Raw genomic sequence first — 20,034 nt, 5'->3', positions numbered from 1 at the left:
ACTCTACGTTCGGCCGGTCGTTACGCTACCGCCATGCAGACCCGTCGCAGCTCCGCAGCCTTCACCATCACCGTGTCGGCGATCATGGTGGTCGGGGCTGCGGTGATCGGCCTGGTGCTCCTGCTCTCCGGAGCGCCGGGCGCGCTGGTGGTGGGCCTGATCCTCGCCGCGCTGCCCCTGGGGCCCCTGGTCGCCGCCTACATGTGGCTGGACCGCTACGAGCCGGAGCCGCGGTCGCTGCTGCTGATGGGGTTGGGCTGGGGAGCATTCGTGGCCACGACCGGCGCCCTGCTGCTCCAGACCTTCGACGCGCTGATCTTCGAGTCCGGTGAGTCCTTCGGCGCCACGGTGATCGCCCCGTTCACCGAGGAGGCCTCCAAGGGCCTGTTCATCCTGCTGCTGCTGTGGTTCCGGCGCCAGGAGCTGGACGGGGTCCTCGACGGCATCGTCTACGCGGGCATGGTCGGCATCGGGTTCGCCTTCACCGAGAACATCCTCTACCTGATGGCGGCGTACATGGGCGAGGACGGACAGGCCGGAGGCATCGGCAGCGCCGTCGGGCTGTTCATCGTCCGGTGCATCTTCAGCCCGTTCGCGCACCCGTTCTTCACCGCGTTCATCGGGATCGGGATCGGGCTCGCGGTGACCAGCCGCAGCAAGCCCGTGCGGGTGATCGCCCCTGTCGTCGGCTACCTGCTGGCCGTCGCGGCCCACGCCGCCTGGAACGGCTCGCTGAGCCTCGACGACGGCCGCAACGCGATCGCGACCTACGTCTTCTTGATGGTGCCGGCGTTCCTGCTGCTGAGCGGGTTCGCGATCTGGTCGCGACGCCGTGAGGGCGCCGTACTGACCGCGGCGCTCAGCGACTGTGCCCAGCGCGGGTTCCTGCACCCGGCCGAGATCCCCTGGCTCTCGCGGATCCCGGCGCGACGCTTCGCCCGGCGGTACGCCGAGAAGGTCGGCGGAAAGCCGGCACGGCGGACGATGGTGGCCTACCAGAACGAGGCAGTGGAGCTCGGCTTCCTGCACAGCCGCTACCTGCGCGGAGTGGCGCCGCCGGACTTCGCCGCGGTCGGCCAGCAGCACGTCGACCGGATGCGCGCCCTGCGTCCCGGGTTGATCTGGCCGCAGCCGGCCGGTGGGCGCCAGCCCGCCCAGCTGCCCGTGGTCACCCAGACCCGGAGCCCCGGACCGGGGGAGGGGACGCGGCAGTGAGCCCCGCCGGGCCCTCCTCGGGGGGACCGCACGAGCCCGCCACGGGGAGCTCCGAGCCCTCCGCGCAGATGCTGAGCACCCTCACGGCCCTGCGCGACGCCCTCCAGCGGGCGCGGCTGCCGCTGGAGGTCCCCGGAGTGGCGCAGAGCCGTGCCGTCCTCGCCGAGACGGTCGACCAGCTCGACGACTACGTGCTGCCCCGGCTGGTGCAGACCGACGCCCCGCTGCTCACGGTGGTGGGCGGTTCCACCGGCGCCGGCAAGTCGACGCTGGTCAACTCCCTCGTGGGCCAGCCGGTCAGCGAGCCCGGCGTACTCCGGCCCACGACGCGCTCGCCCGTGCTCGTGCACCACCCCGAGGACGTGAGCTGGTTCGACCAGCCGCGCATCCTGCCCGAGCTCGAGCGCACCACCCGGGCGACCACCGACCCCGATGCCCTGCGGCTGGTCTCCTCGACGGCGATCCCGCGCGGGCTGGCCCTGCTGGACGCGCCGGACATCGACTCGGTCGAGGAGCACAACCGCAGCCTCGCCGCCCAGCTCCTGGCCGCGGCCGACCTCTGGCTGTTCGTCACCTCGGCGGCGCGCTACGCCGACCAGGTCCCCTGGGGGTTCCTCAAGCAGGCGGCCGAGCGCAGCGCCGCCGTGGCGATCGTGCTCGACCGGACCGCGGACGAGGCGATGCCCGTGGTCAGCGGTCACCTTGCGAGAATGCTGACCTCCCGCGGACTCAGGGACTCCCCGCTGTTCACGGTCGCCGAGGGCCCGCTCGACGAGCACGGGCTGCTCGCCCCCGCTGCCGTCAGCGACATCCGCGAGTGGCTCGCGGCCCTCGGCGCCGACGTGGAGGCCCGGAACGCCGTCGTCCGACAGACCCTCGAAGGAGCAGTGCGCACCATCGCCCGCCGTACCCATGACCTCGCCGACGCCTGCCAGGTCCAGACCGACATCCGCGCGCGGCTCGAGCGCGACGTGGACGCCTCCTACGACCAGGCCCTGGCCGACATCGACGAGGCCTCGGCCGACGGCACCCTGCTGCGGGGCGAGGTGCTCGCGAGGTGGCAGGAGTTCGTGGGGACCGGTGAGCTGCTCCGCAACCTGCAGTCGCGGATCGGCTGGCTGCGCGACCGGGTCACCAACGCGGTGAAGGGCAAGCCGCAGGAGGTCGAGCGGGTGGCCGTGGCGGTCGAGTCGGGTCTGCAGACGCTGATCCTCGAGCACGCCGAGGCCGCGGCCGAGCGCACGGACGCCTCCTGGCGCTCGGTGGACGCGGGCCTCCAGGTGCTCCAGGACGGTGGCGTCGACCTCTCCCGGGCCTCCCGCGACCTGCGTGAGCGCAGTGAGCGGATGGTCCGCGACTGGCAGACCGCCGTGCTCGACCTGGTCCGCAGCGAGGGTGCGGACAAGCGCACGACGGCTCGCTTCCTCGCCTACGGGTTCAACGGCCTCGCGGTGGCGCTGATGGTCGTGGTCTTCGCCTCGACCGGTGGAGTCACCGGGGCCGAGGTCGGGATCGCGGGCGGTTCCGCCGTACTCGGCCAGAAGCTGCTGGAGGCGGTCTTCGGGGACCAGGCCGTACGCCGCCTGGCGTCGAACGCCCGCAAGGATCTGCGGCAGCGGGTCGAGGCCCTGATGGAACAGGAGAAGCAGCGCTACGTGGACCGGCTCGACGCCCTCGGGGTCTCCGCCGATGCCGGCGAGCAGCTGCGGACGCTGGCGCGCAAGGTGGACGACCTGCGCTTCGCCGCGAGGGACAACGCGTCGTGAGCGGGCTCCTCGCCGGGGCCCGGAAGGTGTTCGGCCGCTCCGCGCCGCTCGACACCCGGCTCGACGGTCTCCAGCGCGCGGTCGAGGCCGGTCGCGGACGTCTCGACGACTCCGTCGTGGAACCCGTCTCCCAAGTCGTCGATCGCGCCGCAGCCCGGTTGCGGATGTCCGCCGACCACACGGTGGTCGCCCTGGCCGGGGCCACGGGGTCCGGCAAGTCCTCCACGTTCAACGCCCTGACCGGGCATCAGCTCGCCGAGGTCGGCGTACGCCGTCCGACGACGTCCTCGGCCACCGCGTGCATCTGGGGCGCGGACGGGGCCGACGGGCTGCTCGACTGGCTGGAGATCCCGCCGCGTCACCGGGTGCTCCACGACTCGATGCTCGACCGCGGGCAGCAGGACGCCTCGCTCGAAGGGCTGGTGCTGCTCGACCTGCCAGACCACGACTCCACCGAGGTGGCCCACCACCTCGAGGTGGAGCGGTTGATCGGCCTGACCGACCTGATGGTCTGGGTGCTCGATCCGCAGAAGTACGCCGACGCGGCGATCCACGAGCGGTTCCTGGCGCCGCTGGCCACGCACCAGGACGTGATGCTGGTCGTCCTCAACCACATCGACGAGGTGCCGGCCGACCGTCGTGACGCCGTGCTCGACGACGTACGGCGGCTGCTCGCCGCGGACGGCCTCGACGGCGTCCCGGTGCTCGGCACCTCGGCGCGGACGGGGGAGGGGATCCCCGAGCTGCGGCGCGCGATCGCTCAGCGGGTCGCCGACAAGGCCTCGATCCGCAAGCGCCTGGCCGGCGATCTCGACGCGGCCTCCGCGCGGCTCGCGGACCACAACGGTGACGCAGCCCCCCGCGAGCTGGGGCCCAAGGACCAGCGCGAGCTCGTGGACGCGCTCGCCGACGCCGCCGGCGTCCCCACCGTCGCCGATGCCGTACGCCGGGCCACGACCGTGCGTGCGCGCAGGGCCACGGGCTGGCCGGTCACCGCCTGGGTCTCCAGGCTGAAGCCCGATCCGCTCAGGAGGCTGCACCTCGACCGCCACACCTCCGGCCGGGACCTGGTCGCCGCCGCCCGGTCCTCCCTGCCCGCCGTCGGCCAGGTGCAGCAGGCCCGGGTGGACAGCGCCGTCCGCGACCTGTGCGACCGGACGTCCACCGGCCTCGCCCAGCCCTGGGTCCGCTCGGTGAGGCGGGCCTCCACCTCCCGGTTCGCCGACCTGGGTGACCGGCTGGACCGGGTGGTCACCACGACCGACCTCGGCGTCTCCGAGATCCCCCTGTGGTGCCGGGTGGTGCGGGTGCTGCAGTGGGTGCTCTTCGCGACGGCGCTGGTCGGGGGGCTGTGGCTCACCGGCCTCGCCGCGTTCTCCTACCTGCAGCTCTCGGCTCCGGGCACACCGGACTACCTGGGCCTGCCGGTGCCCTCGCTGATGCTGGTGCTCGGCGCGGGCGCTGGTGTCGGGCTCGCGCTGCTCTCGCGACTGCTGATCTCCTACTCCGCCGGGTCGCGGGCGCGACGGGCCGACAAACGCTTGCGCGCGGGAGTGGCCGAGGTGGCCGAGGAGCTGGTGATCGACCCGGTGGCGGCCGAGCTTGCGGCGTACCGCGAGACCTGGGAGGGCCTGCGCGCCGCGCGCGGCTGACCACTTCGCGTCCACAGCCGGCCCCGTGCGGTGACGGGTCCACAGCGTCGCCCGGCGCCTGCCCCGGTGTCGTCACAGGCGGGTGGACTGCCTTGCATCGACGACGAGGAGGCAGAAGATGAACGAGCCGTTCGTGACCTTGCAGGGCTGGGTCGGCGGAGACGTGGACGTGCGCGACGTGGGCGACACCCAGTGCGCGTCCTTCCGCGTGGGCGCGACGCCGCGCTACAACAAGGCCGGGACCTGGGTGGACGGGCAGACGTCCTGGTTCACCGTGAACTGCTGGCGAGGACTGGGCAAGAACGTCAGCGAGAGCATCAAGCGTGGAGACGCGGTGGTGGTGCACGGCCGCGTCCGGGTCGATGTCTGGGAGCGCGAGGGCCAGCCGAGCTCGGTCACCTGGGTCGTGGACGCCACCTTCGTGGGGCACGACCTGAACCGGGGGACCAGCAGCTTCGAGAAGACGGTGCGTGCCGCGCCCCGCGACCCCCGCGAGAGCGAGGAGGTCCGCGAGATGGTCCACGCCTACGGGGCCGACGGCCCGCAGCTCGACGCCACGGGGCAACCGGTCACCCCGGCGGCCTGAGGACGCTCACGCACGCGGCCGGGGGTCGCTCCGGCGGCTGTCCGGGCCCGGATCGGCCCGGATCGGCCCGAATCGGCTCGGAGGGGGTTCTCCCCTTAGGCTGGTCCAATCATGGCTGACTACGTCTACACGCTGCACAACGTCCGCAAGGCCCACGGCGACAAGGTGGTGCTCGACAACGTCACGTTGTCGTTCCTGCCCGACGCCAAGATCGGCGTCGTGGGCCCCAACGGCACCGGCAAGTCGACCCTGCTCAAGATCATGGCCGGGCTGGAGCGGCCCAACAACGGCGACGCGTCCCTGGCGCCGGCGGCCACGGTCGGGATGCTCCAGCAGGAGCCGCCCCTGACCGAGGGCAAGACCGTGCTGGAGAACGTCGAGGAGGCCGTCGGCGAGATCAAGGGCAAGCTCGACCGCTACAACGCGATCTCCGAGGAGCTCGCGGATCCCGACGCCGACTACGACAAGCTCCTCGCCGAGATGGGCGACCTGCAGACCGACCTGGACCACGCCAACGCGTGGGACCTCGACAGCCGGCTCGACCAGGCGATGGACGCGCTGCGCTGCCCGCCGCCGGACGCGATCGTCGACCACCTCTCCGGTGGTGAGCGTCGCCGGGTCGCGCTGTGCAAGCTGCTCCTGCAGCAGCCCGACCTGCTCCTGCTCGATGAGCCCACCAACCACCTCGACGCCGAGTCCGTGCAGTGGCTCGAGGGACACCTCGCCACCTACCCGGGCGCCGTCCTGGCGGTGACCCACGACCGGTACTTCCTCGACAACGTCGCGACCTGGATCCTCGAGCTCGACCGGGGCCAGGCGCACCCCTACGAGGGCAACTACACGACCTACCTGGAGACCAAGAAGGACCGGCTCAAGATCGAGGGCCAGAAGGACGCCAAGCGCGCCAAGATGCTCGAGCGCGAGCTCGAGTGGGTGCGCTCGAACGCCAAGGCCCGCCAGACCAAGAGCAGGTCGCGGTTGGCTCGTTACGAGGAGATGGCGGCCGAGGCCGACCGGATGCGCAAGATCGACACCTCGGAGATCAACATCCCCGCCGGTCCGCGCCTGGGCGACATCGTCCTGGAGGCACACGGGCTGACCAAGGGCTTCGACGGGCGCACCCTGATCCACGACCTGTCCTTCAGCCTGCCCCGCGCGGGCATCGTCGGCGTGATCGGCCCCAACGGGGTCGGCAAGACCACGCTGTTCCGGATGATCACCGGCCAGGAGCAGCCCGACAAGGGCGAGCTCAAGGTCGGCACCACGGTGAAGATCTCCTACGTCGACCAGAGCCGCGGGGGCCTCGACCCCACGAAGAACGTCTGGGAGGTCGTCTCCGACGGCCTGGACTTCATCAAGGTCGCCAACTTCGAGATGAACTCGCGCGCCTACGTCGCCTCCTTCGGCTTCAAGGGCCCCGACCAGCAGAAGAAGGCCAACGTGCTCTCCGGTGGTGAGCGCAACCGGTTGAACCTGGCGCTGACCCTGAAGATGGGCGGCAACCTGCTGCTCCTCGACGAGCCCACCAACGACCTCGACGTCGAGACGCTGTCCTCGCTCGAGGACGCGCTGCTGGAGTACCCCGGGTGCGCCGTGGTCACCTCGCACGACCGGTGGTTCCTGGACCGCGTCGCGACCCACATCCTCGCCTGGGAGGGCGACGACACGGACTCCGGCAAGTGGTTCTGGTTCGAGGGCAACTTCGCCTCCTACGAGGAGAACAAGATCGAGCGCCTCGGTCCCGACGCCGCCCGCCCGCACCGCGTCACCCACCGGCGCCTCACCCGCGACTGAGGCCGGGCCTGAGGCCGGGCCGCCCCTGGGGGCCGGCTCGGATCAGCGGATGTCGGCGTCGTCGGGCATGCCCTGCATCAGCCGGTCGCTGACCTCGTTGAAGATCCGGCCCAGGGCGGCGAAGTCGTCGCTGGAGGCGACGTCGACGAGGTGGGTCCGCACACCCCGGACATGGGTCGGTGCCGCCTCGACGAGCTTGCGGCGACCGGTATCGGTCATCACGGCCTCGACACCGCGCCCGTCGCACTGAGCCGCGTCCCGGCGTACGAGATCGGCCTTCTCCATTCGGGCGATGGTGTGGGTCACCCGGCTACGGGAGTGCGACATCGCATCGGCGAGCAGCGCCATCCGCATCCGGCCGTCCTCGGCCTCGGAGAGGCGCACGAGGATCTCGTACTCGCTGAACGAGATCTGGTGCTCCTCGCGCAGCTCGCGGTCAAGCTGGTGCTGGAGCAGCTCGGTTCCCATGATGTAGGCGCGCCACGAACGCTGCTGATCGGCGTCGAGCCAGCGAACCTCGCTCCCGTTTCCCATGCCGGGGAGTTTAGGTGGCCCCCGTCCAGATGTCGTGAATCGGTGCGGGAATATCCCCGGACCAGATTGGTTGAAGATTCTACTACTGACTGTGCGGCGAGCGCACGTCACAGACCACGAGGACTGATGAGTATGAGCATTGACACCGAATTCGGCACCGACATCGTCGCCGGCACCTGGACCATCGACGCCAGCCACTCCGAGGTGGGCTTCACCGTTCGCCACCTGATGAGCAAGGTGCGCGGCCAGTTCACCAAGTTCGAGGGCAGCCTCACCACGGGCACCACGCTTGCCGAGACCCGCGCCACGGCGACCATCGACCTGAACTCCATCGACACCCGCGACGAGAACCGCGACGGTCACCTGCGCTCGGCCGACTTCTTCGACGTGGAGAACCACGGCGGCATGAGCTTCGTGACGACCTCCTTCGACGGCAGCACCGCCGTCGGCGAGCTCACCATCAAGGGCGTCACCCGGCCCGTCGAGCTCGACGTCGAGTTCCTCGGCGCCGGCAAGGACCCCTGGGGCGGCTCGCGTCTCGGCTTCGAGGCCACCGCCGAGATCAGCCGCAAGGACTTCGGCATCGACTTCAACATCCCGCTCGACGGCGGCAAGCTCCTCATCGGCGACAAGGTGAACATCCACCTCGCCGTGGAGGCCGTCCTCAACCAGGCCTGAGCCTCCCAGCAAACCCGCGAGACGTCGCATCTGAAAGTCCGCAGAACCCCGAGACGTCGCATCTGAAAGAGACTGACTTTTCAGATGCGACGTCTCGGCGGTTTCTGGTCTTTCAGTTGCGACGTCTCGGCGGGTTTGGGGTCCAGGTCAGGAGAGGCGCTCCAGGATCATCGCCATGCCCTGGCCGCCGCCGACGCACATGGTGATCAGGCCGGTCTGCTTGTCGTGCCACTTAAGCGAGTTCAGCATCGTGTTCTGGAGGCGGGCGCCGGTCATGCCGAAGGGGTGGCCGACCGCGATCGCACCGCCGTTGACGTTGAGGCGGTCGAGGTCGATGCCGAGGTCCTGGTACGACGGGACGACCTGCGCGGCGAAGGCCTCGTTGATCTCGACGAGATCGATGTCGTCGATCGACATGTTCGCGTTGGCCAGGGCACGCTTGCTCGCCTCGACCGGACCGAGGCCCATGATCTCGGGGGAGAGGCCGCTGAGCCCGGTGGAGACGATCCGGGCGAGCGGGGTCAGGCCGAGCTCGGCCGCCTTGGTGTCGGACATCACGATGACCGCGGCCGCACCGTCGTTGAGCGGGCAGCAGTTCCCGGCCGTGACCACGCCGTCAGGGCGGAAGACCGGCTTCAGGCCGGCGATCGCCTCATAGGTGACCCCGGCGCGCGGGCCGTCGTCGGCGGTGACCTCGGTGCCGTCGGGGGCGGTGACCGGGGTGATCTCGTTGGCCCAGAAGCCGCTGGCGATCGCCTGCTCGGTGAGGTTCTGGCTGCGCACGGCGAACTCGTCGAGCTCCTTGCGCTCCAGGCCGCGGAGCCGGGCGACGTTCTCGGCCGTCTGTCCCATCGCGATGTAGATGTCGGGGAGCAGCCCGTCCTTGCGCGGGTCGTGCCAGTCCTGGCCGCCCTTGGCCAGCTCCTCGGTGCGCTTGGCGGCGTCCTCGAACAGCGGGTTGCGGGTGTCGGGGATGTGGTCGGAGGTGCCCTTGGCGAACCGGGACACCGTCTCCACGCCTGCGGAGATGAACGCATCGCCCTCGCCGGCCTTGATCGCGTGGAAGGCCATCCGCGAGGTCTGCACCGAGGACGAGCAGTAGCGGGTCACGGTGGTTCCGGGGATCTCGTAGCCGAGCAGCGCGGAGACCACGCGGCCCATGTTGTTGCCGGCCTCGCCGCCGGGCAGGCCACAGCCCAGGATCAGGTCGTCGATGGTGGCGGGGTCCAGGTCCGGGATCTTGTCCAGCGCGGCCTTGATGACCAGGGCGCTGAGGTCGTCGGGCCGGAAGTCCTTGAGGGAACCCTTGTTCGCGCGTCCGATGGGGGTTCGGGCGGCCGAAACGATCACTGCCTCGGGCATGTGCACTCCGTCGTGTTGATGAGGGCGGCGCCAACCGCGCCGCGCAGGGCGGGGTCAGCCTAGACGGTCGTCGGCAGGCTCATCCATGAGCGCTCCCATCAGCAGCTCCAGGCTCTGCCGCATGTACGCCGCCCGGTCGGCCGGTTCCTGACGCAGCGCGTGCAGCAGCACCCCGTCGACCGCCGCGATCAGCGCCGTGGCGCGGGTGCGCCCCTCCTTGCGGCCCCCGGCGGCCATCGCCTGCTCGACGACGCAGACGAGCTGGAGCGAGACCGCCTGGCTGATCCGGGCCACCTCCTCCTGCCGGGATCCCTCGATGCTGAGCTCCATCCGGGTCAGCAGCAGCTCGGGGCGGAGCAGCCAGGACTGGAGCATCTCGGCGGTCTGCTGCACGGCGTACCGCTCGAAGTCGTCGCGCCCGGCGTGCTGCTCGACCCGGAGGGTGAGTGCTCGCAGGTCGCTCTCGAAGAAGGCCATCACGAACTCGGTCAGCCGGGTGACCAGCGCCAGCCGGGTGCGCATGTAGGCCGAGCAGCTGCCCTCGGGCAGGCCCGCCTCGGCGTCGACGGCCCGGTGCGTCAGGCCGCGCAGCCCCGCGCGGGCGACCACGCCGACAGCCGCGCGCAGCAGGTCCTGCTCGCGCTGGCTGAACACACCCGGGACCGAGTTCACGGGGTTCCTCCTGTCGTGACATCGCACAGTACTCCGCGCGGTGAAGAGGTTCATCTACATCTGTAGATTCTACAGATGTAGAAACTCTCGGAAAGGACGCTCCCCACTGAGGGAGCCACCAGCCGCTGCAGCCGGCCGGGGGAGACCCTGAGACGATCTGCGCGTGCCGCACCACACCTTCGAGTGCCCGCTGCGCTGGGCCGACATGGACCTGCTGGGTCACGTCAACAACGTCACCTACCTCGACTACGTGAGCGAGGCCCGGCAGGCGTTCTTCGCCGGCCTGCCCGCCGGGAGGGCGCCGGTGACCTCTCACCAGGTGGAGTTCGTCCTGCCGCTGGTGTTCCGGCGTACGCCGGTCCTGGTCGACACCTGGGTCACCGAGCTGACCGAGGACCGGATCACCCTCGCCCAGGAGGTGTACGACGCCCCGGTGGACGGGTCGAGCGAGCGGACCACCTACCTGCGTGCGACCACCGTGCTCGACCACCGGCCCGACGAGGCCGAGCGGGCCCTGGCCCAGGACGCCCGGGGACCCGCTCTCCAGTGGCGACCGGTGGCCCGGGAGGCCCGCGACTTCCGCGACAAGTGGGACCTCGTCGTACGCCGCTCGGACCTCGACGAGACCGGAGCGGCACGTCCGGGGGTGTACTTCGAGTACTTCCAGGAGGCCCGGATCCGCTACCTGATGAACCTGCACACGCGCGGGGAGAAGTGGAGCGAGCACGTCGTGGCGCGTACCGACGTCGAGTACCTCGCGCCGGTCACCTACCGCCCCGAGCCCTACACGGTGCGCTCCTGGGTCGCCCACCTCGGGAGCAGGTCGTTCACCCTGTGCTCCACGCTCTGCGACGGCGACCGGGTGCTGGCGAGAGCGGCGGTGGTGATGGTCACCTACGACCTCGAGACCCAGGGCACCACCGAGATGGCGCCGGCCCAGCGGGCGCGGCTGCAGCGGGAGATCAGCGCCGGCTGAGGCTCAGCTCTCCTCGAGCGTGTTCACCATGAACTGCGCGGCGTGGGTGACGTAGTCCCAGAACTGGGCGTCCTGCTCGGGCGTGAGGTCGGCCTCGTCGAGGGCGGCCCGGAAGTTCTTCAGCCAGTGGTCCTTGGCCGTGGGGGTCACCCGGAACGGCGCGTGCCGCATCCGCAGCCGGGGGTGGCCGCGCTGCTCGGAGTACGTCGTGGGCCCGCCCCAGTACTGCTCGAGGAACATCGCGAACCGCACCTCGGCGGCCTTGAGGTCCTCCTCGGGGTACATCGGACGCAGGACCTCGTCGTCCCGGACCCCCGCGTAGAACCGCTTGACGATCCCGCGGATCGTGGGACTGCCACCGATGTCTTCGTAGAACGTGCTCACGACGTGCATTGTGGCAACCGGGTCCTCAGCGCAGGGCGGCGAGGTAGCGCTGGGCGGTCTCCAGGTCGCGTCGCCGGGCCTCCCAGGTCACCCCGACCAGCAGCAGGACCACGCCCACACCGCCCAGCGAGACCCAGCGGGGCACCGCCTCGGCCACGGGCTCCAGGTGCCTGATCGCCAGCGCGCCGGTGGCCAGGGCCCCCAGGACGAAAGGTGCGGCGAGGCGCAGCCGGAGCCCGGCCGCGAGGGTCAGCACCGACGCCGCCCCGACCAGCGCGCCGCGCACCGAGACCGGCTCGTCCAGCGCCAGCAGCAGGCTCGGCAGCAGCGCCAGCGTGAGCCCGCTGCCGAGCGCCGCGACGCTGGTGGTCGTGGGGTCCCGGTACAGCCGCCAGGCGCCCGCCGCCACGAGCAGCAGGGCGGCCGGGAGCGTGTACAGCTCCGGCGCACGCACCGCGGCGTCCACCCGCAGCACCGTGGCGATGCCGAGGACGGCGGCCCCGGCCCAGCCGAGGTGCAGCCGGTCCCGCGTGCTCACGGTGATCGCGCACAGGCCCGTCCCGACGACGGTGAGCACCATCGCGGCGGTCCGCTCGTCGCCCGACGCGGCGAGGGCGAGCAGGGCGAGCACGGCGGCGGACGCTTCCAGGGCGACCCGGGTGCTGGACTGACGGGTGGCCGGGGCGGCGAGCAGGCCGACCGCGGCGGCGTACACCGCCAGGAGCAGCGCCCGCGTGCTCGGCTCGAGCCCGGCCTCCAGGCCCCGGGAGACCAGCGCCCAGCCGCCGAGCAGCGCGGAGACCGTGCCCAGCACCGCCGGGGCCAGGGCGGCGCGCTCGCGCTCACGCACCGCCCCGCCCAGCGCCGCGACCAGGGCGATCGCCGTGGCCGCCAGCGCGCTGAGCAGGTGGGCGGCAGCGGCGGCGTACAGCGTCAGGGCCGCGAGGTACGCCGTGGCGGTGCTCCCGGCCACGGCGGCGACCAGACGATCGCGAGACCACCAGGCCGCTCCCGCACCGGCCGCGGTCGCGAGTGCGGCGGCGAGCACGCCCGCCCACAGCGGCGGCGCCAGCTCCAGGACCAGGGCGAGCAGGCCGAGCGCGAGCGTGACCGGCGTCAGGGTGGCGACCACCCGGCTCGCGGTGGTGGCGTGCCGCGCCGGAAGCCGGCGGACCAGGCAGTACGCCGCGAGCACCACCGCTGTCGCGGCCACCGGGAACGTCCACCAGGCGGGGTGGCCCCCCTGCATCGGCAGGAGCACGTCGGTCGCGGCGACGCCGTCGGGGTCGAGCTCGGCCACCACATCGAACGGCACGGCGGCCAGCCACACGCCCAGACCGGCGATCCCTAGCCCGGTGAGCACTGCCGCACCGCGGGCCCAGACCTCGCCCGCCAGGGCGGTCAGCGCGCCGAGCACGGCGAGGGTGGCGCACACGAGGAGGAGCTGCTGGGTGGCCGGTGCCCCGGTCTCCGGACCGTTGCCGAGCAGCACCAGCGGCACCAGCGCCAGCCCGGCGACCACCGAGCGGAGCTGGTCGGGCCGGACGAGCTGCGCTGCCACGGCGGCGAGCACGAACGCGGCCAGCAGCGGCCAGCCGCGGCCCTGGCTCCACCAGCCGGCGAGCGTGGCGCTCTCCAGCACTCGCGCCCACCCTTCGCCCAGGAGCACGAACCAGGTCACCGCCCCCACCCCGCCCAGCCCGTACGCCGCCACGGGGACCCTGCGGCGCAGCAGCGCGCAGCCACCGCCGAGCAGCGGGACGGCGATGGTGGTGCCGAGCGCAGGGTTCTCGGCGAACCACGCGTTGCTCGCGCACACCAGGAGCGCGCCGAGCACGGCCACCGACTCGGCGCCGAGCAGCCGCCCGACGGGCTGGCTCCGGGCCCAGGCGCCTGCCGCCACACCCAGGGCCAGCAGCGGCACACCCACCAGGGCGCTCGTCCCGCGCCAGGAGAGGGCGTCCAGGCCCAGCAGGCCGGCGGATTGGGCGCCGAGCAGGTCCACGGTGAGCATCCCCGCGACCACCAACCAGAACGTCTCGGCGGCTCCGCGCAGGCCCTTGCGGGTCAGGACCGTGGCCACCGCGGCGAAGGCAGCGGTCACCGCGAGCAGGACCAGCGTGCGCCCGGTCAGGCCGAGCAGGCTCCAGGTCACCGCCACGAAGACCACCGCGGCCACCAGCAGGCACAGCGCGCCCAGCGAGAGCAGCACCACGGGCACCGAGGCCGAGGGCAGCCGACGGGGCCTCGGAGCGGCCGGGGTGGCGGTGCCGGGGTGGCGGGGCAGGGCTGCCGCCGGTCCCGGGACCACCGGCGTGGGTCCGCCCGTGACAGCGCTGGTCCCCGGGGCGCTCACCGGGGAGCTCTCCGGGGCGCTCTCCGGGGCCAGTCGGAGCTGCTCCACCAGCCCGTCGGCGGTGACCATCACCGCCCACAGCTGGCCGGCGAGCGGGCCCCGGATCCGCAGGCCACACTGCGTGCACGTGGCGTCGGGGTCGAGGCTGCCGCGGCAGTCGGGGCAGATGGTCGGGTCCGCGAGTCTGCTCATGGAGCGATCGTCGCGGTCCGGGGTCGGCCCGCGCGCCCGGTGCGCGACTCAACCGGACTGAGTAGGACTACTCAGGTGCGGGGGCGGCCGGCCGGTCCGCGGCCGGGCCGCTCTGCCAGACGACCCGCTGGGGGAGCGGCATCACGATGCCCTCGTGGTCGAAGCGCGACTTGATCCGCTCGCGCATCTCACGCGCCACCGCCCACTGCTGCATCGGGGCGGTCTTCAGCGTGACCCGCACGATCACCGCGTCGGGAGCGAGGTTCTGCACGCCCCAGACCTCGGGCTCCTCGATGATGATGTTCTTGAAGTCCTCGTCCTCCCACAGGCCGTGGGCGACGTCGGTGAGCACCCGGCGTACCCGGGAGAGGTCCTCGGAGTAGCTCACGCCGACGTCGAGGACCGTCCGGGCCCAGTTCTGGCTCTGGTTGCCGACCCGCAGGATCTCGCCGTTGCGCACGTACCAGACGGTGCCGTCCACGTCGCGCACGCGGGTGACCCGCAGGCCCACCGCCTCGACGGTCCCGACCGCCTCACCGAGGTCGACGGCGTCGCCGACGCCGTACTGGTCCTCGATCATCATCATCACCCCGGACAGGAAGTCCTTGACGAGGTTCTGGGCGCCGAAGCCGATGGCGAGGCCGAGCACACCCGCGCTGGCGAGGATGGGGGCGACGTTGATGCCGAGCTCGGAGAGCGCCATCACGAAGGCGATGCCGAACACCATCGTGGTGGTGATGCTCTTCAGCAGCGTGCCCAGGCTCTTCGCCCGCTGCGCCCTGCGGTTGAAGGCGGTGCGTGCTCCCAGGGGAGCAGCCTCGGCGCGCTGGACCACGCGGTCGATCGCCTTGGTGGCGACCCAGCGGAGCACGACCGCGGTCACGAAGATCACCAGGATGGCGAGCGGCTTGCCGATCAGCCAGGTGGCCGCACCGGCCAGGTCCTCGTTGCCCCCGGTCCAGTCGTAGACGGCCGCGCAGGTCCAGCTGTCGCTCTCCTCGCAGGCAGCAGGCATCTCGAACAGGCCGAACGGTGGTGTCGCAGAAAGCATGTGAGGGAGGCTACGAGGGATGGGGGAAGGCATCCAGCCCGACGCGGCTATCCTTCATGTGTGTTCACTCACCGAGGCATGCGCCCCTTCCGCCGTTCACTGCTGGCCCTTCCGGTTGCGTTCTCGCTCGTGCTGGGAGCGGGGATGCTCAGCCCCGCCGCCGCACTGGAGCCCGAGGGATGGGACAGCGGCGATCCCGTCTCGGCCTTCAACTACCTGCTCCTGCTGGTGATCATCCCGCTCGGGCTCGCGATCGTGATCACCCTGCTGGCGATCCTGCCGTCACTGGCCTCGAAGAAGGGCTACGAGCCCGGACAGACCTGGCGAGGCGAGACCGAGTGGTTCGGCGGCCCCACCAAGGGCGCGCAGGCTGCTGACGAGGTCACGCCGGAACAGGTCGAGGCGCGCTCCAAGGACACCGGCGGCGCCAGTGCCGGCTGGTGACGCCTTCTCCTCGGCCCAGCAGGCCGAGATCGACCGGGCGATCCGTGCGGCGGAGACGTCGTGCCGGTTCGAGTTCTCCGTCTTCGTGGGCGTCGTGGACGGCGACCACCACTCCTACGCCCAGCGGCTGCACGCCTCGCTGGCATCCCCGGACCGCAGCGTCCTGATCCTGGTCGACCCGTCGGCCCGGGCGATCGAGGTGGTCACCGGCTCGGTCGTGCGTCGCTCGCTGAGCAACGGTGCCGTCGAGCTGGCCGTTGTCGGGATGCAGTCCGCGTTCGCCAACGGCGACCTGGTCGGCGGCATCAAGCACGGCGTGCTGCAGCTGGCCGAGAGCGCCCGGCAGCCCGAGACGCTGCACGGCTGAGCTCCGGCTGACCTACTGGGCGTCCTTCGCCTGCCCGGCGAGGTAGCGCTCCACGTCCGCGGCACCCTCGCGCACGTAGCGCTTGGCCGCCGAGTTTGCCGGCGACTCCTGCAGCCACCTGCTCACCCGATCCAGCAGCTCGGGTGAGGCCAGGGGCCGGGGGAACATCAGCTCCAGGACGGTGGAGGCGCGCTGGGTGCCCTTGTCCTCCCACAGCGTGTCGGCTGCCTGGAGGTACTTCTCCACGTAGGGCTCGAGCACGTCGGCCTGTCCGGGCTGCATGAACGCTCCCACCACGCTGCGCTGGGTCTCGTTGGGCACGTCGTCACGGACGATCGCGATCTCCCACGCCTCGGCCTTGGCCTCGGCCGTCGGCCGGCTGGCGCAGGCACCTGCCGCGCGCTCCCGGCCAGAGATGGTGTTGTCCCTGGCCTTCTCCGCCTCGATCTGGTCCTCGTCGGCCCGGCCGGCGCGCGCCAGCCCGGTGAGCAGTGCCCAGCGCAGGTCGGTGTCCACGGTGAGGCCCTCGAGGACGAGAGAGCCCTCGAGCAGCGCCTTCAGGTCGGCCAGCCCCTCGTCGCTGTGCGCGGCGGCGGCGTAGCTGCGGGCGAAGGTCAGCTGGTGGTCGCTGCCCGGCTCCGCCTCCTCCAGCAGCCTGCGCAGCCCCTTCTCCCAGGTCTCCCGCAGTGCCGCACGGTTGCCGGGAGCGGAGAAGTTGTTGATCGCCTGGGCGGCGTAGCCGGGGATCCGCGAGGAGCCGAACGCGTCGGTCTCGCTGGCGATGTTGCCCAGCACCAGGTTGACGAGGTCGGTCGCGCTCAGCTCGGCGTCGCGGGTCATGTCCCACGCGGCGCCCCAGCACAGGGCGCGAGCCAGCGAGTCGTCGAGCCGGGAGAGACCGTCGACGACGGTTGCCAGCGAGCGCTCGTCGAGTCGGATCTTGGCGTAGGTCAGGTCACCGTCGTTGAGGAGCAGCAGGTGGGGCTGGGTGGCGCCGACCAGCTCGGGGATCGGCGTGGTCTCGCCGTGTACGTCCACCTCGATCGAGGTACGCCGGACCAGGTGCTCGGTCCCGTCGGGACGCGACTCGAGGTCGTAGAGCCCGATCGCGAGACGGTGGCGGCGCAGGGTCGGGTGCTCGCCGGTGGCCGTCTGCCGCACCTCGAACGAGGCGTAGCTCCCGTCCTCGTCGAGCTCGAAGCGCGGTGAGAGCGTGTTCACGCCGCTGGTCTGCAGCCACTCCTTGGCCCAGGGCTCCAGCTCGCGCCCGGAGGCCTCCTCGAGGGCGGTCAGCAGGTCGCTGAACTCGGAGTTCCCGAAGGCGTGCCGCTTGAAGTAGGAGCGCAGGCCCACCAGGAAGTTGTCCAGGCCCACCCAGGCCACCAGCTGCTTGAGCACCGAGGCGCCCTTGGCGTAGGTGATCCCGTCGAAGTTGACCTCGACCGCCTGGAGGTCGTGGTTGTCGGCGGCGATGGGGTGCGTGCTGGGCAGCTGGTCCTGGCGCAGCGCCCAGTTCTTGCGGGCGTTGGTGAAGCCGGTCCAGGACTCGTCGTACTCCGTGGCCTCGACGGCCGCGTGGTAGCAGGCCCACTCGGCGAAGGACTCGTTGAGCCAGAGGTCGTCCCACCAGCGCATCGTGACCAGGTTGCCGAACCACATGTGGGCCATCTCGTGCAGGATCACCGAGCAGCGGAACTCGTAGAACGAGGCGTCCTGGCGGCTGCGCGGGAGGTACTCGTCGCGCAGGGTCACCGCGCCCGCGTTCTCCATCGCGCCCATGTTGTACTCCGGCACGTAGAGCTGGTCGTACTTGTGGAACGGGTAGGGGTAGTCGAAGGCGTCCTCGAAGAACTCGAAGCCCTGGCTGGTCAGCTTCACCAGCTCCGCGGTGTCCATGTGCTCCACGAGCGACTGCCGGCAGAAGTGCCCGAGCGGGATCTCGCCGAACTTGCCGCGGTAGGTGTCGTACTCCGCGTGGTACTCACCGGCGATCACGGCCGTGATGTACGTCGACATCCGCTCGGTCGGGGGGAACTGCCACAGCGCCTTGCCCTCGCCCAGCGGCTTCGGCTCGGGGGTGGGGGAGTTGGAGACCACGACCCAGTCCTCGGGGGCGGTGACGTGGAAGGTGAAGACGCTCTTGAGGTCGGGCTGCTCGAAGGTGGCGAAGACGCGCCGGGCGTCCGGAACCTCGAACTGGGTGTAGGTGTAGACCCGGTCGTCGGCGGGGTCCACGAACCGGTGCAGGCCCTCGCCGGTGCGCGAGTAGGGGCACTCGGCCCGGACCACCAGCACGTTGGTCGGCTGCAGGTCGGTGAGCTGGATCCGGCTGTCGACGTAGACCTCGGCCGGGTCGAGCGCGACCCCGTTGAGGGTCACCTCGCCGACCGTGGCACCGACGAGGTCGACGAAGGTCTCGGCGCCTGTCTCCACGCTGGTGAACTCGATGGTCGTGGTGGTCGCGAACGTCGTCTCGCTGGTCGTCAGGTCGAGCTCCACGGTGTAGGAGTCGACCGCGAGCAACCGGGCACGGGTCTGTGCCTCATGGCGAGTCAGGTTGGTTCCAGGCATGTTTTCCATCATTGCACCCGGGGGCGACATGCTCCGAACCCGCGTGAGACGCCCAGAGTGGACGGCTGCAAGACGTCGGGAATGTATCGACCTGCCGGGTGCGTTCGACTGTGCATGACGACTTCCCAGACCGGTTCGCAGGCAGATTTCTGGTTCGACCCGCGCTGCCCATTCGCGTGGATCACCTCTCGGTGGATTCTCGAGGTCGAGAAGGTGCGCGACATCAAGGTGCGCTGGCACGTGATGAGCCTGGCCTACCTCAACCAGGACAAGGACATCCCCGAGGACTACCGGGAGATGCTGAAGAGCGCCTGGGGCCCGGTACGCGTGCTGGTCGCGGCGGAGCAGAAGTACGGCAACGAGGTGCTCCTTCCGCTGTACACCGCGATGGGCACCCGCATCCACCTCCAGGAGCAGGACATCTCCCGCGAGCTGATCGAGGAGTCCCTGAAGGAGGCGGACCTCCCGGTCGAGCTGGCCGACGCGATGGACGACAGCGGCCTCGACGAGGCGGTGGCGCGGTCCCACCACGAGGGCATGGACGCGGTGGGCGACGACGTCGGCACCCCGACGATCCACATCAACGGCGTGGCCTTCTTCGGGCCGGTGCTGACCAAGGCGCCGCGCGGCGAGGAGGCCGGCGCTCTGTGGGACGGGTGCGTGGCGGTCGCGTCGTACCCCTACTTCTTCGAGCTCAAGCGCAGCCGCACGGCCGACCTCGACTTCAGCTGAGCCAGGAGCTTCAGCTGCTCGTGCTGGCCGCGGTCGTGGCCACCGTGATGCTGGCCAGGATCGCGGCCTGAGCGGCGCTCACGGCGTCGCGCACGGCCTTGGCGGCCCAGTCGCCGGCGGCGATCTGCTTGGCGCGCTTGCGGACCTCGCGGGCCGGCAGGCCGCCGGTGTCGACGACCTTGTGGGCGAGATCGAGCGCGGAGAGCAGGGCCACCAGGGCAGCGACCCGCTCGCTGGGCGCAATACCGTGGACCAGCGCGTCCGTGAGCTGTCGGCGCACCTCGGCCTCGTGGCTGCTGTCGGCGGCGGGCCATCGGGTGGTCGGGAACAGGCCCATGATCCTGCCCTCCTCGCGGCGCAGGATCCCCTCGCGCTCCAGCCTGAGAAGGAGAGGCTCGCGCCGCTTCCGGCCCAGACGGCCGACCAGGTCGTCGGCGGAGCGCTCCTTCTCGGCGATGATGCCGAGGGCCTCGACCAGCACCGGATCCGCCGGCTGCGCCGTGCCGGTCGAGTGCACCTTGGCGCGGGTCCACCTGCTCTCGCTCTTGACCACCTCCACGTGCCCGCCGAGCGCCAGCTCCACGAGCAGTGCGCCCCCGATGCCGGTGTCGAGGTAGCTGGCGTTCGTGAGCTTCCCGGACTCGTCCTCGAGCAGCAGGAGCAGCAGGTCCTCGGCGATCAACCTCGTCATGCCAGCAGACT

The 20,034-nt window shown here is 71.2% G+C and carries 18 protein-coding genes; 10 read left to right on the top strand and 8 right to left on the bottom strand.

Annotated features, from left to right (window positions below; all coding sequences use genetic code 11):
- The first annotated feature begins 33 nt into the window (after nt 1-33).
- The 5 genes from AC4BGB_RS05360 (at nt 34) to ettA (ending at nt 7,013) form a co-directional block, all read left to right on the top strand.
- Nucleotides 34-1,215: a PrsW family intramembrane metalloprotease gene (locus tag AC4BGB_RS05360; protein ID WP_490545417.1), complete on the top strand. Its 1,182-nt coding sequence runs from the start codon at nt 34-36 to the stop codon at nt 1,213-1,215.
- Entirely contained in the window at nt 1,212-2,981 is a 1,770-nt protein-coding gene (locus AC4BGB_RS05355; protein ID WP_490545414.1) for a dynamin family protein, read from the top strand. The genes AC4BGB_RS05360 and AC4BGB_RS05355 overlap by 4 nt, the downstream gene beginning before the upstream one ends.
- Complete coding sequence (locus AC4BGB_RS05350) at nt 2,978-4,633, top strand: GTPase family protein (protein WP_490545412.1); 1,656 nt, start codon at nt 2,978-2,980, stop codon at nt 4,631-4,633. The genes AC4BGB_RS05355 and AC4BGB_RS05350 overlap by 4 nt, the downstream gene beginning before the upstream one ends.
- Nucleotides 4,634-4,751: 118 nt before the next feature.
- Nucleotides 4,752-5,219: a single-stranded DNA-binding protein gene (locus AC4BGB_RS05345; RefSeq protein WP_490545411.1), complete on the top strand. Its 468-nt coding sequence runs from the start codon at nt 4,752-4,754 to the stop codon at nt 5,217-5,219.
- Between the two features lie 111 nt (nt 5,220-5,330).
- Complete coding sequence (gene ettA, locus AC4BGB_RS05340; protein WP_490545409.1) at nt 5,331-7,013, top strand: energy-dependent translational throttle protein EttA; 1,683 nt, start codon at nt 5,331-5,333, stop codon at nt 7,011-7,013.
- Nucleotides 7,014-7,055: 42 nt separating this feature from the next.
- Here the strand turns inward: ettA and AC4BGB_RS05335 are convergent, their stop codons facing one another.
- Complete coding sequence (locus AC4BGB_RS05335) at nt 7,056-7,547, bottom strand: MarR family winged helix-turn-helix transcriptional regulator (RefSeq protein WP_490545407.1); 492 nt, start codon at nt 7,545-7,547, stop codon at nt 7,056-7,058.
- A 132-nt stretch (nt 7,548-7,679) separates the two neighbouring features.
- Here AC4BGB_RS05335 and AC4BGB_RS05330 point away from each other — a divergent pair, with 132 nt between their 5' ends.
- Entirely contained in the window at nt 7,680-8,225 is a 546-nt protein-coding gene (locus AC4BGB_RS05330; RefSeq protein ID WP_490545405.1) for a YceI family protein, read from the top strand.
- A 147-nt stretch (nt 8,226-8,372) separates the two neighbouring features.
- Here AC4BGB_RS05330 and AC4BGB_RS05325 read toward each other — a convergent pair whose 3' ends face one another.
- Nucleotides 8,373-9,587: an acetyl-CoA C-acetyltransferase gene (locus tag AC4BGB_RS05325; RefSeq protein WP_490545403.1), complete on the bottom strand. Its 1,215-nt coding sequence runs from the start codon at nt 9,585-9,587 to the stop codon at nt 8,373-8,375.
- Nucleotides 9,588-9,641: 54 nt separating this feature from the next.
- Nucleotides 9,642-10,259: a TetR/AcrR family transcriptional regulator gene (locus tag AC4BGB_RS05320; protein ID WP_490545401.1), complete on the bottom strand. Its 618-nt coding sequence runs from the start codon at nt 10,257-10,259 to the stop codon at nt 9,642-9,644.
- A 163-nt stretch (nt 10,260-10,422) separates the two neighbouring features.
- Between AC4BGB_RS05320 and AC4BGB_RS05315 the strand changes: the two genes are divergently transcribed.
- Complete coding sequence (locus AC4BGB_RS05315) at nt 10,423-11,235, top strand: acyl-CoA thioesterase (RefSeq protein ID WP_490545399.1); 813 nt, start codon at nt 10,423-10,425, stop codon at nt 11,233-11,235.
- A gap of 3 nt (nt 11,236-11,238) precedes the next feature.
- Here AC4BGB_RS05315 and AC4BGB_RS05310 read toward each other — a convergent pair whose 3' ends face one another.
- The 3 genes from AC4BGB_RS05310 to AC4BGB_RS05300 all read right to left on the bottom strand — a co-directional run bounded on the left by AC4BGB_RS05310 (nt 11,239) and on the right by AC4BGB_RS05300 (nt 15,218).
- Complete coding sequence (locus AC4BGB_RS05310) at nt 11,239-11,628, bottom strand: globin (protein ID WP_490545397.1); 390 nt, start codon at nt 11,626-11,628, stop codon at nt 11,239-11,241.
- Between the two features lie 16 nt (nt 11,629-11,644).
- Complete coding sequence (locus AC4BGB_RS05305; RefSeq protein ID WP_490545395.1) at nt 11,645-14,167, bottom strand: SCO7613 C-terminal domain-containing membrane protein; 2,523 nt, start codon at nt 14,165-14,167, stop codon at nt 11,645-11,647.
- Between the two features lie 67 nt (nt 14,168-14,234).
- On the bottom strand, nt 14,235-15,218 hold the full coding sequence (locus AC4BGB_RS05300) for a mechanosensitive ion channel family protein (RefSeq protein WP_490545393.1): 984 nt from the start codon (nt 15,216-15,218) through the stop codon (nt 14,235-14,237).
- A 78-nt stretch (nt 15,219-15,296) separates the two neighbouring features.
- Here AC4BGB_RS05300 and AC4BGB_RS05295 point away from each other — a divergent pair, with 78 nt between their 5' ends.
- Both AC4BGB_RS05295 and AC4BGB_RS05290 read left to right on the top strand, forming a co-directional pair.
- The gene (locus AC4BGB_RS05295; protein ID WP_490545390.1) at nt 15,297-15,662 is read left to right on the top strand and encodes a hypothetical protein; all 366 of its coding nucleotides are present in this window, start codon (nt 15,297-15,299) and stop codon (nt 15,660-15,662) included.
- On the top strand, nt 15,649-16,029 hold the full coding sequence (locus AC4BGB_RS05290; protein ID WP_490545388.1) for a DUF5130 family protein: 381 nt from the start codon (nt 15,649-15,651) through the stop codon (nt 16,027-16,029). Before AC4BGB_RS05295 ends, AC4BGB_RS05290 begins: the two co-directional genes overlap by 14 nt.
- Nucleotides 16,030-16,041: 12 nt before the next feature.
- Here AC4BGB_RS05290 and pepN read toward each other — a convergent pair whose 3' ends face one another.
- Nucleotides 16,042-18,600: an aminopeptidase N gene (gene pepN, locus AC4BGB_RS05285; protein WP_490545386.1), complete on the bottom strand. Its 2,559-nt coding sequence runs from the start codon at nt 18,598-18,600 to the stop codon at nt 16,042-16,044.
- Nucleotides 18,601-18,681: 81 nt separating this feature from the next.
- Here pepN and AC4BGB_RS05280 point away from each other — a divergent pair, with 81 nt between their 5' ends.
- The gene (locus AC4BGB_RS05280; RefSeq protein ID WP_490545384.1) at nt 18,682-19,332 is read left to right on the top strand and encodes a mycothiol-dependent nitroreductase Rv2466c family protein; all 651 of its coding nucleotides are present in this window, start codon (nt 18,682-18,684) and stop codon (nt 19,330-19,332) included.
- A gap of 10 nt (nt 19,333-19,342) precedes the next feature.
- Here the strand turns inward: AC4BGB_RS05280 and AC4BGB_RS05275 are convergent, their stop codons facing one another.
- Entirely contained in the window at nt 19,343-20,023 is a 681-nt protein-coding gene (locus AC4BGB_RS05275; RefSeq protein WP_490545382.1) for a GOLPH3/VPS74 family protein, read from the bottom strand.
- Between the last annotated feature and the right edge of the window lie 11 nt (nt 20,024-20,034).

Source organism: Nocardioides sp. Z30_9 (assembly GCF_058215735.1).
The sequence above is the reverse complement of the archived record's forward strand: the minus strand, read 5'-3'. Positions and strand labels throughout refer to the sequence as shown.

Excerpts from the sequence above, each read along its gene's own strand:
- AC4BGB_RS05345 (WP_490545411.1), top strand. The coding sequence starts at position 4,752 with ATGAACGAGCCGTTCGTGACCTTGCAGGGCTGGGTCGGCGGAGACGTG.
- pepN (WP_490545386.1), bottom strand. The coding sequence starts at position 18,600 with ATGCCTGGAACCAACCTGACTCGCCATGAGGCACAGACCCGTGCCCGG.
- AC4BGB_RS05275 (WP_490545382.1), bottom strand. The coding sequence starts at position 20,023 with ATGACGAGGTTGATCGCCGAGGACCTGCTGCTCCTGCTGCTCGAGGAC.
- ettA (WP_490545409.1), top strand. The coding sequence starts at position 5,331 with ATGGCTGACTACGTCTACACGCTGCACAACGTCCGCAAGGCCCACGGC.
- AC4BGB_RS05305 (WP_490545395.1), bottom strand. The coding sequence starts at position 14,167 with ATGAGCAGACTCGCGGACCCGACCATCTGCCCCGACTGCCGCGGCAGC.
- AC4BGB_RS05310 (WP_490545397.1), bottom strand. The coding sequence starts at position 11,628 with ATGCACGTCGTGAGCACGTTCTACGAAGACATCGGTGGCAGTCCCACG.
- AC4BGB_RS05295 (WP_490545390.1), top strand. The coding sequence starts at position 15,297 with ATGCGCCCCTTCCGCCGTTCACTGCTGGCCCTTCCGGTTGCGTTCTCG.
- AC4BGB_RS05360 (WP_490545417.1), top strand. The coding sequence starts at position 34 with ATGCAGACCCGTCGCAGCTCCGCAGCCTTCACCATCACCGTGTCGGCG.
- AC4BGB_RS05335 (WP_490545407.1), bottom strand. The coding sequence starts at position 7,547 with ATGGGAAACGGGAGCGAGGTTCGCTGGCTCGACGCCGATCAGCAGCGT.
- AC4BGB_RS05280 (WP_490545384.1), top strand. The coding sequence starts at position 18,682 with ATGTATCGACCTGCCGGGTGCGTTCGACTGTGCATGACGACTTCCCAG.
- AC4BGB_RS05330 (WP_490545405.1), top strand. The coding sequence starts at position 7,680 with ATGAGCATTGACACCGAATTCGGCACCGACATCGTCGCCGGCACCTGG.
- AC4BGB_RS05325 (WP_490545403.1), bottom strand. The coding sequence starts at position 9,587 with ATGCCCGAGGCAGTGATCGTTTCGGCCGCCCGAACCCCCATCGGACGC.
- AC4BGB_RS05300 (WP_490545393.1), bottom strand. The coding sequence starts at position 15,218 with ATGCTTTCTGCGACACCACCGTTCGGCCTGTTCGAGATGCCTGCTGCC.